The 16,197-nt window shown below is 75.4% G+C and carries 14 protein-coding genes; 7 read left to right on the top strand and 7 right to left on the bottom strand.

The features are described from left to right. Positions 1-22 precede the first annotated feature (22 nt). The 3 genes from F8568_RS16160 to F8568_RS16170 are packed head-to-tail and all read left to right on the top strand — an operon-like array spanning position 23 to position 1,600. Positions 23-232, top strand: coding sequence for an MbtH family protein (locus tag F8568_RS16160; RefSeq protein ID WP_151594366.1), 210 nt, complete (start codon positions 23-25; stop codon positions 230-232). Beyond that, entirely contained in the window at positions 225-872 is a 648-nt protein-coding gene (locus F8568_RS16165) for a GNAT family N-acetyltransferase (RefSeq protein WP_328600905.1), read from the top strand. The genes F8568_RS16160 and F8568_RS16165 overlap by 8 nt, the downstream gene beginning before the upstream one ends. Continuing rightward, positions 869-1,600: a thioesterase II family protein gene (locus F8568_RS16170; protein ID WP_151594367.1), complete on the top strand. Its 732-nt coding sequence runs from the start codon at positions 869-871 to the stop codon at positions 1,598-1,600. Before F8568_RS16165 ends, F8568_RS16170 begins: the two co-directional genes overlap by 4 nt. 120 nt (positions 1,601-1,720) lie before the next feature. Here F8568_RS16170 and F8568_RS16175 read toward each other — a convergent pair whose 3' ends face one another. After that, on the bottom strand, positions 1,721-2,800 hold the full coding sequence (locus F8568_RS16175; protein ID WP_328600906.1) for a S1 family peptidase: 1,080 nt from the start codon (positions 2,798-2,800) through the stop codon (positions 1,721-1,723). Between the two features lie 304 nt (positions 2,801-3,104). On the opposite strand from F8568_RS16175, the gene F8568_RS16180 reads away from it, so the two are divergent. From F8568_RS16180 to F8568_RS48155, 4 genes are all read left to right on the top strand, one after another. Further along, positions 3,105-4,097, top strand: a complete 993-nt coding sequence (locus F8568_RS16180) for an ABC transporter ATP-binding protein (protein ID WP_151594369.1) — start codon at positions 3,105-3,107, stop codon at positions 4,095-4,097. Between the two features lie 58 nt (positions 4,098-4,155). Then, positions 4,156-5,109, top strand: a complete 954-nt coding sequence (locus F8568_RS16185) for an ornithine cyclodeaminase family protein (protein WP_151594370.1) — start codon at positions 4,156-4,158, stop codon at positions 5,107-5,109. Between the two features lie 88 nt (positions 5,110-5,197). Continuing rightward, complete coding sequence (locus F8568_RS16190; RefSeq protein ID WP_151594371.1) at positions 5,198-5,998, top strand: SDR family oxidoreductase; 801 nt, start codon at positions 5,198-5,200, stop codon at positions 5,996-5,998. After that, positions 5,995-7,059 (top strand): NAD(P)H-dependent amine dehydrogenase family protein, encoded by a 1,065-nt coding sequence (locus F8568_RS48155; RefSeq protein ID WP_151594372.1) that lies wholly within the window; start codon positions 5,995-5,997, stop codon positions 7,057-7,059. Before F8568_RS16190 ends, F8568_RS48155 begins: the two co-directional genes overlap by 4 nt. A 1-nt stretch (position 7,060) precedes the next feature. Here the strand turns inward: F8568_RS48155 and F8568_RS16200 are convergent, their stop codons facing one another. The 6 genes from F8568_RS16200 to F8568_RS16225 all read right to left on the bottom strand — a co-directional run bounded on the left by F8568_RS16200 (position 7,061) and on the right by F8568_RS16225 (position 15,988). Further along, positions 7,061-7,894 carry a nitroreductase/quinone reductase family protein gene (locus F8568_RS16200; RefSeq protein WP_151594373.1) on the bottom strand — a complete coding sequence of 278 codons (834 nt, stop codon included), beginning with the start codon at positions 7,892-7,894 and terminating at the stop codon, positions 7,061-7,063. Between the two features lie 336 nt (positions 7,895-8,230). Then, positions 8,231-11,200 carry a helix-turn-helix transcriptional regulator gene (locus F8568_RS50395; protein WP_151594374.1) on the bottom strand — a complete coding sequence of 990 codons (2,970 nt, stop codon included), beginning with the start codon at positions 11,198-11,200 and terminating at the stop codon, positions 8,231-8,233. Between the two features lie 60 nt (positions 11,201-11,260). Continuing rightward, positions 11,261-12,739 (bottom strand): class I adenylate-forming enzyme family protein, encoded by a 1,479-nt coding sequence (locus F8568_RS16210; RefSeq protein WP_160573638.1) that lies wholly within the window; start codon positions 12,737-12,739, stop codon positions 11,261-11,263. Then, on the bottom strand, positions 12,736-13,956 hold the full coding sequence (locus F8568_RS50400; protein ID WP_151594376.1) for a cytochrome P450: 1,221 nt from the start codon (positions 13,954-13,956) through the stop codon (positions 12,736-12,738). The genes F8568_RS16210 and F8568_RS50400 overlap by 4 nt, the downstream gene beginning before the upstream one ends. After that, positions 13,953-15,047 (bottom strand): NAD(P)/FAD-dependent oxidoreductase, encoded by a 1,095-nt coding sequence (locus F8568_RS16220; protein WP_151594377.1) that lies wholly within the window; start codon positions 15,045-15,047, stop codon positions 13,953-13,955. The genes F8568_RS50400 and F8568_RS16220 overlap by 4 nt, the downstream gene beginning before the upstream one ends. Continuing rightward, the gene (locus F8568_RS16225) at positions 15,044-15,988 is read right to left on the bottom strand and encodes a cucumopine synthase-related protein (protein ID WP_151594378.1); all 945 of its coding nucleotides are present in this window, start codon (positions 15,986-15,988) and stop codon (positions 15,044-15,046) included. The genes F8568_RS16220 and F8568_RS16225 overlap by 4 nt, the downstream gene beginning before the upstream one ends. Positions 15,989-16,197: the final 209 nt, after the last annotated feature.

Raw genomic sequence — 16,197 nt, forward strand, 5'->3', positions numbered from 1 at the left:
GAAACGCTGGAAAGGGATGCCGATGACGAACCCCTTCGAGGACCCCGACGGCACGTACGTCGTCCTCGTCAACGACGAGGGCCAGCACTCGCTGTGGCCGTCGTTCGCGGAGGTCCCGGGCGGGTGGACGGTCGCCAAGGCCGAGGACACCCGGCAGGCCTGCCTGGACTACATCGAGGAGAACTGGACCGACATGCGGCCGAAGAGCCTCATCGAGGCCATGGGTGAGTGACCCGGCGGCGGGGCGCGCCCTGGAGATCCCCGCGGTCACCGAGTGGGCGATGGAGATGCTCGACGCCGCCGACCTGCGGCCCGCGCCGCTGCCCGGCGTCGAGATGACCTTCACCCTGGCCGGGGTGCCGTCCGCGGACGTCAACCGGGCCCTGTACGCGATGGTCGGCGCCCGCGTCTGCTGGACGGACCGCTTCCCCTGGACGCACGCCGACTGGCGCGCCTGGGTGGAGCGCCCCGAGCTGTCCACCTGGCTCGCCATGGCCGAAGGGACGATCGCCGGGTTCTTCGAGCTGGAGGCCCAGCCGGGCGGCGACACCGAGATCCACCTCGTCGGGCTGACCCCGGCGTTCGTCGGCCGCGGCTACGGCGGCTACCTGGTCGAGCAGTGCACCCGGCGGGCCTGGCAGCGCGGCGAGCTGTGGGCCGCCGGCAGCGGCCCCGCCTCGCGGGTCTGGCTGCGCACCAGTACGCTCGACCATCCGAACGCGATGGCCAACTACCGGCGCCGCGGTTTCAAGGTGGCGGCCGAGTCGACCGGGCCGAAGCTGGTCCCCGACCCGCGGATCGCGCCGTGGCCGCTGCCGCACGACCCGCGCGCCGCGTCCCGCCGGTACCAGGAGGAGGAGCTGATCACGTGAGCTGGTTCCGCTGCCCGGAGACCCGGCCGTGGGCCTCGATGCGGCTGTTCTGCCTCCCGCACGCGGGCGGGTCCGCGGTGTTCTACCGGCCGTGGGCGAAGGCGGTCAGCCCGGCCGTCGAGGTGCAGGCCGTCCAGTACCCGGGCCGCGCCGACCGGATGGCGGACGCGTTCGTCACCGACGCGCACCAGCTCGCCCGGCTCATCGCGGGCGCGATGGCGCCGCTGATGGACCGTCCCGCGGCGCTGTTCGGGCACAGCATGGGCGCCGTGCTGGCCTACGAGGTGGCGCGGCTGCTGCAGGAGCGCGGCACGCCGCCGGTGCACCTGTTCGCCTCCGGCGCCCGGCCCCCGCACGACCGCGACGACGACCGGGTCGCGGAGCGCGACGACGACGGCGTGGTCGAGGCGATGGTGAAGCTCGGCGGCACCGACGCCGAAGTGCTGCGGGACCCGGAGCTGCGCGAGCTGGTCCTGCCGTACGTCCGCAACGACTTCGCGCTGATCGAGGCCTACGAGCACCGGGACGGGACGCGGCTGGCCGTCCCGGTCACCGCGATCATCGGGGACGCCGACCCGCACGTCACCGAAGCGCAGGCCAAGGGCTGGGGCGCGGTCACCGACGGCCGCTTCGCGCTGACGGTCCTGCCGGGCGACCACTTCTACCTGACCCCCCAGCAGCCTCGCGTCATCGCCGAGGTCCAGCGGACCCTGGAAGTCCCCGCCTGATGCGAGACGGCGGGCCGGTGCTCAAAAGTCTGAACACCAGCCCGCCGCCGACCGCCGAGGGCGATGCGATAGGTACGACTACCCGGCGATTGGGAGCTTCGTCGGGGCGTCGTGCGGGTTCTAGTAGATGGACACGCCGAAGGCGCTCAGCGCCTCGGTGACGGGCTGGAAGAACGTCGTCCCGCCCGAGGAGCAGTCGCCGCTGCCGCCGGAGGTCAGCCCGACCGCGCTGCTGCCGTCGAACAGCGGGCCGCCGCTGTCGCCGGGCTCGGCGCAGACCGTGGTCTGGATGAGGCCGCTGACGCTGCCCTCCTGGTAGTTCACGGTCTGGTTCAGCGCGGTGACCTGGCCGTCGTGCACGCCGGACGTGCTGCCGCTGCGGGTGACGGTCTCGCCGACCACGGCGCTCTTGGCACCGGTGATGTCGACGCTGTCGCCGTTCACGGTGACGACGCCCTGCGTGTCCGCCGGTGTCGAGGCGTACTTGACGATGCCGTAGTCGTTGCCGGGGAAGCTGCTCCCGGCGTTCTGGCCGAGGAGCTGCGCGTGGCCGGCGTCGGCGTACCAGGTGGAGCCCGCCTCGGTGCAGTGGCCGGCGGTGAGGAAGTAGTACGAGCCTCCGCTCTTGACGTTGAAGCCGAGCGAGCAGCGGGCGCTGCCCGTGTAGATGGGGTCGCCGCCCGCGGTGAACAGGCGGAACCGCCCGCCGACCCGCTTGGTGCGGACGGCCGCGCCCTGCCTGGCGGCGGCGGCCTTCACCTTCGCGAGCTTCGCGCCGGTGACCGTCTTGTCCATGGACAGGACGACCTGGTCGGTCTTCGGGTCGACGGCCCAGGCGGTGCCCGGGACGGTCGCGTCGCGCTTGAGCGCGGCCATGACCTTCGCGAGGTCGGAGCCGCTGCGCGCCACGGTCTGCGGTTCGGCGCCGGCGGCGCGGACGGCCGCGGCCGACGTCGCGTCGGTGACCGTGACGACGAGCTTGCCTCCCTTCAGGTAGGAGCCGGCGGTGCTCGACCCGAGCCGCTGCGCCAGCGTGGCGGCCAGCGCGCCGGTGTGCGGCGCGGCGGCCTGGGCGGGCCCGGCCGGTCCGGCGGGCGCGCCGGGGAGCGCATTGGCGGGGACGGCGGCGAGGGTGGTGGCCACCAGTCCGGCCGCCGCGAGGGCGGCGGCGCCGCCGATGCGCGCGTGACGGTTCTTCACTGAGCCTCCAGGGGGGATTGGGCGCGCCCTTGTGGCGCGCCGGAGGTCACCGCACATGGTGGAAGAAGCGTCATCCAGGACGTAAGGCAAGAAGGTGACTAATCCGGAGTGAACAGATTGTCACAATGGGTGCGGGATGTCTGGGCCGATGTCGGGCAGGACGTTCCCTTTGACCGGTTCCCGGCTGGACGCGGCGTCCAATGGGCCTCCCGGCCGGGCGGCCCGCGTCGTACAGTCGAGGCGACGGGGGACCGGACATATGACGCGGATCCCCCGCCCCCGGTTCCCCGGCCCGGGAGTTTCCATGGGTGTCGAGATTCGGGTGGAAGGGCTGAAGAAGTCGTTCGGGCGGCAGGTCATCTGGGAGGACGTGTCGCTCACCGTCCCGGCGGGCGAGATCTCCGCGCTGCTCGGGCCGTCCGGCACCGGGAAGTCGGTGTTCCTGAAGACCCTCGTCGGGCTGCTGCGCCCGGACCGCGGCCACGTCTACGTCGGCGGCGGCGACGTGCCCCGGCTCGCCGAGGGCCGGCTGTACGAGATGCGCCGCCACTTCGGCGTGCTGTTCCAGGACGGCGCCCTGTTCGGTTCGCTGAACATCTTCGACAACGTCGCGTTCCCGCTGCGCGAGCACACGCGCAAGGGCGAGTCGGAGATCCGCCGGATCGTGCTGGAGAAGATGGAGATGGTGGGGCTCTCCGGCTCCGAGCACAAGCTGCCCGGCGAGGTCTCCGGCGGGATGAAGAAGCGCGCCGGGCTGGCCCGCGCGCTCGTCCTCGACCCGGACATCATCCTCGCGGACGAGCCGGACTCCGGCCTGGACCCGGTCCGCACCGCCTACCTGAACCAGCTGTTCGTCGACCTCAACGCCGAGATGGGCGCGACGTTCCTGATCGTCACGCACGACATCGGCACCGCCCGGGTGCTGCCCGACAACCTCGGCCTGCTGTTCCGCCGGGGGCTGGTGATGTTCGGGCCGCGCGAGATGGTGCTGTCCAGCACGCACCCGGCGGTCAACCAGTTCTTCAACGCGCGCCGCGAGGGGCCGATCGGGATGGCCGAGGAGAAGGACCTCGCCGACGTGGCGGGCGAGGCGCACGTCCCGCAGGCGATGCCGGGGCCGATCCCGCCGCAGCTGATGCCGAGCGACGGCAGCGTGCGGCCCGCGATGCGCCGCCCCGGCGCCTGGCTGCGGCAGCACGGCGTGACGCCGCCGCCCGGCTCGTTCATCGACGGCCAGGGCAACGACTGGCTCGCCGACTGGGACGAGCTGACCGCGGCCCGGCGCCGTCCGGAGTGACGCCCGGGGCGGGCGGGGCGCGGGTGACACGCGACGGCGGGGACGGGAGAATGATCCGGTGACATTACTTCTGTCCCGTTCCGAGCTGGAATCGCTGCTCGTCCCCGCCGAGTGCCTGGACGCGCTGCGGCGCGGCTTCACCGCCGCGGAGGACGGCACCGTGGCGCGGCGCGTCGTGGCGAAGGTGCCCGGCCAGGGCACCGCCACGGCGCTGCTGCCCGGCGTGGTGGAGGACGTTCCCGCGTACACGGTGAAGGTGAACGCCAAGTTCCCGGGATCGCGGCCCGCGGTGCGCGGCGTGGTGTGCCTGCACGACCTCGGCACCGGCGAGCTGCTCGCGCTGCTGGACTCGGCGACCGTCACCGCGTGGCGCACCGGTCTCGCCGCCGCGCTCGGCACGCACGCGCTGGCCCGTCCCGCCGCCGACACGGTCGCGGTCATCGGCGCGGGCGCGCAGGCCGAGCTGGTGATGCGGGGGCTGGCGGAGTTGCGGCCGGTGCGCGGGCTGACCGTCTGCGACCTGGACGCCGAGCGCGCCGCCGCGTTCGCCGGGCGGCACGGCGAGCGGCTCGGCGCGCGGGCGTCGGTCGCGGCCGATCCGCGCGACGCCGTCCGGGGCGCCGGGATCGTCGTGGTCGCGACGTGGGCGCGCCGGCCGCTGCTGCACGCCGCCGACATCGCGCCGGGCACCCACGTCACCTCCCTCGGCGCGGACGAGCCGGGGAAGGCCGAGCTGGCGGCCGACCTGCTGGAGGGCGCCCGCGTGGTGGTCGACGACGTGCCGCTCGCGGTCGAGATGGGCGTGCTCGCGGGCGCCGGCCTGGACGTCAAGCACGCCGCCGGGACGCTGCGCGACCTGCTGCTCGGCGAGGTGCCGGGCCGGGTGAAGGACGGCGAGGTGACCGTGTACGCGCCGGTCGGCCTGCCCTGGCAGGACCTCGCGCTGAGCTGGACGGCCTACCGGGCGGCCCGCGCTGCGGGGACGGGCCTGGAGACCGACCTCCTGGCGTGACCGTACCGCCGCGCGCAGCATATTGAAACATGTTCTAGTTTCTGTCTAGGCTGGGCGCTCACGGGCGAACGACCGGGAGGTGACGCCGGTGATCCAGGACCGGTTCGCAATCGAGGGCAGGGTCGCGGTGGTGACCGGCGCGGGCCGCGGCATCGGCGCGGCCGCCGCCGTGGCGCTCGCGCAGGCGGGCGCGGACGTGGCGATCTCCGCCCGCACCGAGGAGCAGCTGCGCAAGGTGGCGGCGGAGATCGAGGCGGCCGGGCGGCGCGCCCTGGTCGTGCCCGCCGACCTCAGCCGGCCGGACGCGGCGGCCGAGCTCGCCGCGCGCGCCGCCGAGGACCTCGGCCGCCTCGACATCGTGGTCAACAACATGGGCGGCACGATCCCGAACGCCTTCCTGGACACCACCCCCGAGTATCTCGAGAACGCGTTCCAGTTCAATGTGAGCACCGCGCACGCGCTGACCCGCGCCGCCGTGCCGCACATCCTGGAGTCGGCCACCGCGTCCGCGCCGGGCGCCGTCGTCAACATCTCCTCGGTGCTCGGACGCGTCGCCGGGCGCGGCTACCTCGCCTACGGCACCGCCAAGGCCGCGCTCGCCCACTACACCCGGCTCGCCGCCACCGACCTCGCGCCCCGGATCCGCGTCAACGCGGTCGCCGTCGGCTCCGTCGCGACGTCCGCGCTCGACATCGTCATGACCAACGACGAGCTGCGCGCGCAGATGGAGCAGGGCACCCCGCTCGGCCGCATCGGCGACCCCGAGGAGGTCGCGGCGGCCGTCCTCTACCTCGCCTCGCCCGCCGCCGCCTACACCACCGGCACCGTGCTGCGCGTCGACGGCGGCATCGACGTCCCGAACCTCGACCTCGGCCTGGAGGACCTGTGACGTACCGCGTCGTCCAGTGGAGCACCGGCAACGTCGGCCGGCACGCCATCGCGGGCATCGACGCCCGCCCCGACCTGGAGCTCGCCGGGGTGTGGACGTCCACCCCCGCCAAGATCGGCAAGGACGCCGGGGAGCTGGCCGGGCTCGGCCGCCCCCTCGGCGTCGCCGCGACCGGGTCGGAGGAGGAGCTGCTCGCGCTGCGCCCCGACTGCGTCGTCTACACCTCGATGGCCGACGTCCGGCTGATGGAGGCGATCGACGACCTGTGCCGCATCCTGCGCGCCGGGATCAACGTCGTGTCCAGCAGCCCGGTGTTCCTGCAGTTCCCGGACGGCGTCGTCCCGCCGGAGATGTCCGACCCGGTGCGGGAGGCGGCGGAGGCGGGCGGCGCGTCGCTGTTCGTCAACGGCATCGACCCCGGCTTCGCCAACGACGCCCTCCCGCTCGCCGTCACCGGCATCAGCGAGCGGATCGACCAGGTCCGCTGCATGGAGATCCTCAACTACGCCACCTACGACCAGGGCACCGTCCTGTTCGACATCATGGGATTCGGCCGGTCCCTGGACGACACGCCGATGCTGCTGCAGCCGGGCGTGCTGACGATGGCGTGGGGCAGCGTCGTCCGCCAGCTCGCCGCCGGCCTCGAGGTGGAGCTGGACGAGGTCACCGAGCACCACACCCGGCTGCCCGCCCCCGAGACCTTCGAGGTGTCCTCCGGGACGATCGAGAAGGGCACCGCCGCCGCGCTGCGCTTCGAGGTGCGCGGGATGCGCGGCGGCGAACCCGTGATCGTCCTGGAGCACGTCACGCGGTTGCGCGACGACATCGCCCCCGACTGGCCGCAACCCGCCGGCGCGGGCTGCTACCGGGTCGAGGTCCGCGGCGAACCGGACTACACCGTCGACCTCCAGCTGCTCGGCGGCGACGGCGACCACAACACCGCGGGCCTGAAGGCGACCGCGATGCGGCTGGTCAACGCGGTCCCCGCGGTCGTCGCGGCGCCCCCCGGCCTGCTCACCGCCCTGGACCTACCCCCCATCACCGGCCGCGGCCTGCTGTAACTCAGCGCGCGGCGGCGTTCAGGAGCGGGACGAGGAGGTCTTCCTCCTGGTCCAGGTGCGCCTCCAGGCCGGCGGTGAGGCGGTCGACCTCGGCAGAGAGCGCGGCCCGGTCGGGTGCGTCGGCGGCGAGGACGGCGCGCAGCTCGTCCAGTACCGCCTTCAGCGCCTCGTGCTGCTCCCGCATCAGCGCCAGCGCCGGAGCCAGCTCCGGGTGTCCTTCCTCGACGCCCGGGAACAGCATCAGATCCTCGCCCGCGTGGTGGTTGCCGAGCCCCTGGCACAGCACCAGGCAGTTCACGCGGAGCTGCGCGCAGAGGCCGGGGCCGGACGCGGCGACCTCCGCGCGGATCCGGCGCAGCTCGTCGCGGAACGCGTCGTGCACCGCGACGAGCATGTCGCCGGGGCGCTCCGGCCCGGGCGGCGGGCCCTCGGTCGTCTGCACGAGCGCGACGACCGGCAGCGTCCGGCCCGACTTCGCCTCGTACTCGGCCCAGCCCGGGTCGCTTTCGACGGCCCGCGCGAACGCCCGGTCGCGCTCGCCGCCCTCCAGGACGACCGCCTCGGCCTCGTACCGGAACGCGCCGCTCTCCACCGTCACGCGCGGGTGCGCGACGAGGTTGCGGAACCACGCGGGGTGCTTCGGCGACCCGCCCGCGGACGCGATGACGAGGACGCGGCCGACGCCGTCCGGCAGGTAGCCGAGCGGCGTGGTGCGCGGGGCGCCCGTCCGCGCCCCGGTGGTGGTCAGCAGGAGCAGCCGGCCGCCCTCGAACGGGCCGCCGACCCGGCCGCCGTTCGCGCGGAACTCCTCGATGACCTGCTGGTTGAAATTCATTCTGCGGTGGTCGTCCTCTCTGTTTTCGGGCATGGCGAATCGACTGGGAAAGCGGGAAAGGCGCAGGCCGTTCAACGGCATGCGAAATGACACGCGGAACGGCGCAGTGGATAGCGCGCTGAACGGCGTGGAAAAAGGGAGAGATGCGTTCGCGGGCGATGGTGTCCGGCGGGCATGCCGCTGACGTCGCGCTATGCGGAAGGGCGGGCCTCGCGCCCGCCTCCGGCTCACTCGGAGGCCGGGTGCCTCACTCGCTCGTGGCCCATGGCCGACCCGGCAGTCACGGAGAAGAACTTACTCAATTCGCGGGAATTCGGCAAGGGCGGGTCGCGCTTTTCACAGTCCTTCGCGGACGGCGAGGGCGGCGGCCTGGGTGCGGCCGCTGACGTTCAGTTTCGCGAGGATGTTGGAGACGTGCACGCTCGCGGTCTTCGGGGAGATGAACAGCGCCGCCGCGATCTCCTTGTTGTTGCGTCCCTCGGCGACCAGCTTCAGCACCTCCCGCTCCCGCGCGGTCAGCGCGCCGAACGGGCCCGCCGGGGCGGGGGCGGCGGCCCGGCCGGAGTCCAGCCGGGCCCGGGCGCCGAGGTCGCGGAGCGCCGCGAGCAGCGGCGCCGCGCCGAGCCGCTCGGCCGCCGCGACCGCCCGCCGCCACTGCTCGGCCGCCGCGTCCCGGTCGCCGTGCCCGGTGAGGGCCTCGGCGAGCCGCCACCGCGACCGCGCCACCTCGTACACGAACCCGCCGTCCGGGTCGCCGTAGGTGAACAGGTCGACGGCCTCGCGCCACAGGTCGACGTCGAGGACGCCGTCGAGGCGGCGCCGCTCCGCCTCCGCGCGGGCCAGCCAGGCGCGTCCCTCGACGCCGAGCCACGCGCGGGGCCAGCCGTCGGCGGTGGTCGTCGCGGCGCGGCGGGCCCGGGCGAGCAGGTCGTCGCCCGCCTCCACGGCGGCGCGGACCGCCGCCTCGTCGCCGGCGGCGCGGGCGCGGGCCGCCCGTTCGGCGTGCGCCCACAGCCCGATCGCGGCGACTCGGACGACGGGGACCTCCGCGTTGTAGACGCTCTCGCGCAGCGTCCGCTCGACGTGCTCGATCGCCGCGCCGGGGTCGCCGTCCCAGAGCGCGAGCTCGGCCGCGAGGCCGTGCGCGACGTAGTTGAGGAACGCGTCCCGCGCCCACAGCGGCTCGATCCAGCGCAGCCGCTCCCGCGCCGCCGGGTCGCCCTGCGCGACCTCGGTGAACAGCGCGTACGCCGACACCTGAGCCTCCGGCGTCCGCGCGACCCGGACGGCGAACTCGCCGGCGAGCCGGTTCGCCTCCGCCCAGTCGCCGGACGTGTAGTGGATCAGGTACCGCAGGCAGCGCAGGACGATCCCGTAGGTGCTCCAGCCGAGCCCGGCGTCCATCGTCCACTTGACGGCCTCGTCGGCGGCGGCGGTGGCGCCGGCGAGGTCGCCGCGGTCGAACTTGGCGCGCGCGTGGTGGAACGCGGCGCGCAGCGCGACGACCTGGCGGCCGCCCTCCAGCGCCAGGTCGCGGGCGCGGGCGAACACCTCGACGACGTCCGGGTCGGCCTCCCGCGACTCGCGGAACACCCCGAGCGTCACCAGCAGGCTCGCCTCGGCGCCGGTCGCGCCGGTGGCGCGAGCCAGCTCGACCGCCTCCTCCGCGACCGCGGGCATCTCGCCGTGCTCGTCGTTGTACAGCAGCGTGCGGGCGTAGGTGGACAGGGCGGCGGCGCGCTCGGGCCGCGGCGGGTCCGGCGGCAGCATCGCGACGGCGGCGCGCGCCATCCGCTGCGACTCGTCGTCCTCGTCGATGTCGGAGAGGTACTCGGCGAGCCGGTCCCGGATCCGGGCGCCGAGCACCACGTCGGCCGGGTCGGCGAGCTCCAGCAGCCGCCGCAGCCGGGAGATCGCGCGGCGCTGCTCGCCCGCCCGTCCCGACGTGCGGACGGTGTCGAGCGCCAGCCCCATCCGGTCGGTGCCGGACGCGCCCTCCGGGTCCGGCACCGTCTCCCACAGTTCCAGGGCCCGGTCGTAGTGCTCGAACGCCTCGTCGGGCGCGCCGAGCCGCTCGGCCTCCCGGCCCGCGCGGACCGACGCGGCGAACGCGGTCGGCAGGTCGTGCGCGGCGAGGCTGTGATGCGCCAGCTCGGCGGCCGATCCGCGCCGCCCGCCCGGCGGGACGTCCGGTCCGAGCAGCCGGGCGAAGTCGGCGTGCAGCCGGGTCCGCTCGCCCGGCAGCAGGTCGGCGTAGACGGCCTCGCGCAGCAGCGCGTGCCGGAAGGTGTAGCCGGTGCCCGCCGGGACGAGCAGCTGGTGCGAGACGACCTCGCGCAGCGCCTCCCCGACCGCGGCCTCGTCCAGTCCGGCCGCGCGGCGGACCAGCTCGTCGTCGATGCGGCGGCCGGCGACCGCGGCGACCCGCACGACGCGCTGCGCGCCGTCCGACAGCCGCTCGACCCGCGACAGCAGCAGGTCCGCGAGCCCGGCGGGCAGCTCCTCGCCGGTGCTCTCCGCCGAGTACAGCTCGGCGGCGTAGAACGCGTTGCCCTCCGAGCGGCGGTGTACCCGCTCGACGGTCGCGGCGGTGACGGGCGCGCCGCCGCCCGCGAGCCCGGCGAGGTACTCGGCGGTCTCGGCGGGGCCGAACGGGCGGACCTCGATGCCGGTGACGGTCGGCAGCCGCAGCAGCTCGGCGACGACCGGCCGCAGCGGGTGCCGCCGGTGCAGGTCGTCGGAGCGGTAGGTGCCGACGAGGCAGACCCGCTCGCGCGACAGCACCCGGCTGAGGAACGTCAGCAGGTGCCGGGTGGACCGGTCGGCCCAGTGCAGGTCCTCCAGGACGAGCAGGACGGGCCGGTCCCGCCCCTCGGTGCGCGCGCCGAGCTCGCCGAGCAGCCCGAGCACCGCGCCGAACAGCTGCTGCTGGCCGAGTTCGGACGCGGCGTCCGGGGAGCCCTCGCCGTCGGGGAGCAGCCGCCGCAGCACCGGGCGCGACTCCAGCGCCGCGCGCACGCCTTCGGCTTCGGGGCCGGTGCCGCGCGACGCGGTCCACAGCGCGTCGGCGAGCGGCAGGTACGGCATGCTCTCGCCCAGCTCGGCGCACTGCCCGACCAGGACCGCGCAGTCGCGCTCGCGGGCGGCGGCGGTGAGCGCGGACACCAGGTGGGTCTTGCCGACGCCGGCGTCGCCGCTGACCAGCACCACGGCGGCGCCGCCCGCGGCGGCCCGGTCGAGCGCGCCGGTCAGCTCCGCCAGCTCGGCGGTCCTGCCGATCAGCACCCGGCCGCCCCTTTCCGTCATCCCGCACATTATCCCAGCGGATGGGATGATCCGCCCTGTGCGGCCCCGGGCGCACGCGTGCTACCCGGCGGCGAACCGGGTGGCGAGCGCGGCCTTGTCGGGCTTGCCGCCGGGCGTGCGGGGCAGCTCGTCGATCACCCACAGGTGCCGCGGCTCGCAGCGCGCGCCGAGCGCGCCGCGCACCAGCGCGCGGAGTCCGTCGAGGTCGACCCGGCCGCCGTCGCGGCCGACCACGACGCCCGCGAGGACCCGCCCGGCGGCGTGCGGGAGCGCGAACACCGCGGCGTCGAGCACGGCCGGGTGGCCGGTGAGGACGTGCTCGATCGGGTGCGCGTACAGGCCGCCGGGGAGCCGGTCCTCGGCCCGGTCGAGCAGGAACAGGTTCCCGTCGGCGTCCATCCGGCCGACGTCGCCGGTGCGCAGCCAGCCGTCCCGGCACGCGGCGGCGGTGCGGGCCGGGTCGTCCACGTAGCCGCTCATCCGCTGCGGCGACCGCGTCCACACCTCGCCGGCCTCGCCCGCCGGCAGGTCGGCGCCGTGCCGGTCGCGGACGCGCAGCTCGACGCCCGGCACCGCGCGCCCGACCGACATCAGCAGTTCGGGGCGGGCGTGGTCGCGCGGCTCCAGCACGGTCAGGAACCCGCCCTCGGACGTCCCGTAGTTCTGCGTCAGCAGCGGGCCGAGCCGCCCGGCGGCCCGCGCGGTGCGGGCGGGCACGGCCGCGGCGCCGCCGTAGACGATCAGCCGCAGGGTGGTCAGGTCGGCGGGCGCGTCCTCCAGGTGCTCGGCGAGCGCGTACAGGTCGACGGGGCGGCCCGCCATCAGGTGCGTCACCGCCTCCCGCTCGATCGTCTCCGCCAGCCGCCCGGGCCGCGCGTCCGGTTCCAGGACGGCGGTGCCGCCGCCCGCCAGCGTCCAGATCACGAACATGTCCGGCAGGTACCGGGCGCGCGGCGTGACCAGCAGCCGCCACGGCGGCGGCCCGTACATGGCCTGCGCGGCGGCGAGGTGGGCGGCCTCGGCGTCCGGCCCGTACGCCACGATCTTGTTCCGGCCGGTGGTGCCGCTGCTGAAGGTCACCAGGGACGCGTCGTCCGGGACGCCCGGCATGTGCACGGCGCCGGTCGCGGACGCGAGGTACAGCTCGTCGTCCAGGGCCTCGTGGACGGGCACCGGGCACGCGGCGAGCAGCCTCTCCGCCTCCGCGCGCCGCGACGGGGCGTACAGCAGCGCCGACGCGTCCAGCGCGCGCATCGCCCGCAGGACGACCTCGTCCGGCACACCGCCCCACACGTGGACGAACCGGCAGCCGAGCGCGAGCGCGACGATCCGCGCGACGGGCGACTCGGTGCCCGTCCCGTACAGGCACGCGATCGTCCCGCCCGGCCGGACGCCGCCCGCCGCCAGCCGTCCGGCCGCCGCCGACACCATGCCGAGCACGTCGTCGCCGGACAGCCGCAGCCCGCCGCGCACCAGAACCTCGCGCGGGCCCGCCGCTCGCAGGCCGTCCAGCAGCGCGGGCCCGAGCCCGCGGTTCACCGGGCCCTCCCGCCGAGCAGCACCGGCAGGGTCGTGGTGCTCAGCGCGAGCACCGACCGCACCGGGTCCAGCTCGTCCGGCGGCTTGGCGAGCGCGAGCCCCGGGAACGCCGCGAACAGCGCGGACAGCGCCACCTCTCCCACGAGGCGGCCCAGCGGGGCGCCGAGGCAGAAATGCGCGCCGTGCCCGAACGACAGGTGCGGCGGCGGGTCGGACGCCACGTCGAACCGCGCCGCCCGCTCCCCGTACCGGTCGGGGTCGCGGCCCGCGGCGGCGAAGCACGCGAGGACGGCCTCGCCTTCGCGGACCGTCACGCCGCAGATCTCCACGTCCCGCACGGCGTAGCGCATCGGGAAGTGCCGCAGCGGCGCCTCCAGCCGCAGCGCCTCCTCAACCGCCGCGCTCCACGGCCGCGCGCCGCCGCGCAGCAGGTCGAGCTGACCCGGGTCCGCCAGCAGCAGCCGCACCGCGCTCGTGATCAGGTTGACGGTGGTGACGTGGCCCGCCACGTACAGCTCCTGGACGGTGTCGAACACCTCGTCCCCGGTCAGCTCGCCGCCTTCCAGCGCGACCAGGTCGCTGATCAGGTCGTCGGCGGGGGAGCGGCGCCGCTCCTCGACGGTCTCCCTGATCACCGCGTCCCGCCCGGCGCGCGCGCTCGCCAGGCGCTCCGGCGTCCCGCGCGTCGTGGTGAGGACGTGGTCGTTGCCGGTCAGCTCCGCGCGCCGCTCGCGCGGAATGCCCATCACGTCGGAGATGACCTCGCACGGCAGCGGGTAGGCGAACTCGCGGCGCAGGTCGACGGGGCCGGGCGGCAGCCCCGCCAGCCGGTCGACGAACTCCGCCGTCACGGCCTCGACCCGGGGACGCATCGCCGCGATCCGGCGCGCCGAGAACACCCGCGACAGCGGGCCGCGCAGCCGCCGGTGCTCCGCGCCCTCGGCGTTCAGCATCGTCCGGGCCAGCACGATCGGGGCGAGCGACCCGTCCGCGCGCAGCGCCCGCCGCCCCTCCGCCGACCAGTGCCGCACGTCTCGCGACAGGTCCGGATGGGCGAGGACCGCCTCCAGCGCCGCGTGCCGCGCCGCCGCCCAGGCCCGCACTCCCTCGATCTCCACCGGCACCAGGTCGCCCGCGTCCCGCAGCCGCGCGTTCTCCCCGTGGACGTCCCGGACCGCCGGGTCGAGGACGAACCGGGCGCGCTCCGGGGCCGTCACACCCGCTCCGGGGACGCGGCGAGCCGTGCGGCGTCGATGCCCGTGGCGCGGCCGAAGTACAGGTCGCGGACCAGCTCCCCGGCGGCCGGCGCCGTGCACAGCCCGTGCCCGGAGAACCCGGCCGCGTACAGGAACGGGATCGCGCCCGGCAGCCGCCCGATGAACTCCGTCCGGTCGGGGCTGGCGTCGCGGACGCCGGTGAAGGCCGTCCGCACCTCCGCCCCGGCCACCGCCGGGTACACCTCCGCCAGCCGCTCGCGCACCCGCGCCCGCCACCCGTCCCGGTCCGCCCCCGGATACCCCATGCCGACCAGCAGCCCGTCCCCGCGCCTGCGCACGAGCAGCCCGCTCGGCGCGTGCAGCGTCATCGGAATGTCCGGCATCGGCGCCCCGGACGGCGGCGGCCCGCACGCCAGCAGCTCCTGCTCGACGGGCTCGCCGAGCGGCAGCTCCACCCCCGCCGAGCGGGCCAGCGGTGCCGACCAGGCCCCGGCCGCGCACACGACGGCGTGCGCGGTGAGCGGCCCGTCGCCGGTGTCGACCCGGCCCGCGCCGATGTCGACCGCCTTCACCGGGCAGCCCGTCCGCAGCTCCGCGCCCGCCCGCCGGGCCGCCTCGGCGAGCCCGCCGACGATCGCCGCGGTGTCCGAGACGTACGCGTCCGGCGCCCACGCCGCCGCGACCAGCGGGACGTCGCCGAGCAGCGGGTTGCGCCGCCGCGCCTCGTCCGCGCCGATCAGCTCGACCTCGACGCCGGCGGCGCGCTGCGCGGGCAGGTCCGCCTCGCACGCCGCCACCTGCTCCTCTTCGCCGAACAGTACGAGGTACCCGACCCGCCGCAGCGGCACCGGGGCCCCGGCCCGCTCGGCGAACGACCGGTACGCGGCGAGGCTCCGCACGGCCATCGCCGAGCTGACCGGGCTGCCGGGGAAGTAGGTGCGGACGACGTCCGCCGTCGCCCGCGACGCCCCCGACCCCAGTTCGTCCCGCTCCAGCAGCACCGTCCGGACGCCCGCCTCCGCCAGCTGGTACGCCGCCGACAGCCCGACGACCCCGCCGCCGATCACCACCGCCGGGTCCGGCCCGCTCACGACGCGGCCTCGGCCTGCCGCAGGTGGTCGCCGAGGCTCCACGGGAACAGGTGCAGGTTCCAGCCGCCCAGGCAGTTCACGTACAGCGCCATGTGCGCCATCACCGCGGCGAAGTCCTGCCGCCTGTCGAGCCGGTCCAGGCCGTCCAGCAGCCGCTCGGTGAACCCGCCGAGCTTCTCCAGCCCGCAGTAGGCGAGGAACTCCGTCGGCACCGCGATCAGCCCGTGCGCCATCCGCCGCAGCGGCTCCATCGGCAGCCCCTCGTGCGCCGCCCGGACGAGCCCGCTGTAGGCGCTGTACCCGAGCGGCCTCGTCTCGCCGTTGACGAACAGCAGCGTCGTCAGGACGGTCCCGTGCGTCCCGGCCCGCGACGTGATGCGCCCGTCGTGCAGGTCGACCAGCTCCTGCGGCGGGTCGAGCCAGATCCGCTCCGTCTCCGCGTGCACGTCGCCGATCAGCGCGTCCACCTCCGGGTCGGCCGCGGCCAGCCGCGGCACCCGGTGCCCGCCCGGCTCCCCGGCCCGGCGCACCTCGGCGACGACCGGTTTCTTGGACGAGTACACCGACTCCCACACGCCCCGCCCCGCGTCGGCGAGCGCGTCCAGGTCGCCTTCCGCGATCCGCCCGATCGGCGTCGCCGCCATCGGCTCGGTCAGCTCCCCGTACTTGATGCCGAGATGCTGGAGCCGCGAGCAGAACAGCGTGCCGTCCGGCACCGTCCGGCGGTCCACCCGGTGCACGGCGGGCAGATGGAGCACGTCGTGCACGGGCGCGACGTGGTACAGGTGGTGGCCGGCGACCAGGGCGTGCCCCTGCAGGCTCCGGTACGGCAGCGCGTCCCAGACCGCGTCGGCCAGCACGGCGTTGCGCTCGTCGAGGTCGGCCGTCACGGTGACGCCCAGCACGGGCCACCCGATCTCAATGCGTCTAGATGTCTTCACAGTGCGTAGTCATACCCTCTGACCTGCGAAAACATGCCCGCCTCGACGATCAGGCCCGCCCGGGGACGACCTCGACCGTCGCGCGAGCGCGCTATCTGACCGGCGGGGGCGAAGCCGAAGGCGAGCCCCCGCCGGGAAGCTCGCGAAGCGAGTTCGCGCTCGCCCGAGCACGGTCAGAGGGCGAGCCGCCAGGCGAGCGCTCTGGGCCG

It is taken from the genome of Actinomadura physcomitrii (assembly GCF_008923205.2).
GTDB lineage: Bacteria > Actinomycetota > Actinomycetes > Streptosporangiales > Streptosporangiaceae > Spirillospora > Spirillospora physcomitrii.

Excerpts from the sequence above, each read along its gene's own strand:
- F8568_RS16160 (WP_151594366.1), top strand. The coding sequence starts at position 23 with ATGACGAACCCCTTCGAGGACCCCGACGGCACGTACGTCGTCCTCGTC.
- F8568_RS16180 (WP_151594369.1), top strand. The coding sequence starts at position 3,105 with ATGGGTGTCGAGATTCGGGTGGAAGGGCTGAAGAAGTCGTTCGGGCGG.
- F8568_RS16200 (WP_151594373.1), bottom strand. The coding sequence starts at position 7,894 with ATGAATTTCAACCAGCAGGTCATCGAGGAGTTCCGCGCGAACGGCGGC.
- F8568_RS50395 (WP_151594374.1), bottom strand. The coding sequence starts at position 11,200 with ATGACGGAAAGGGGCGGCCGGGTGCTGATCGGCAGGACCGCCGAGCTG.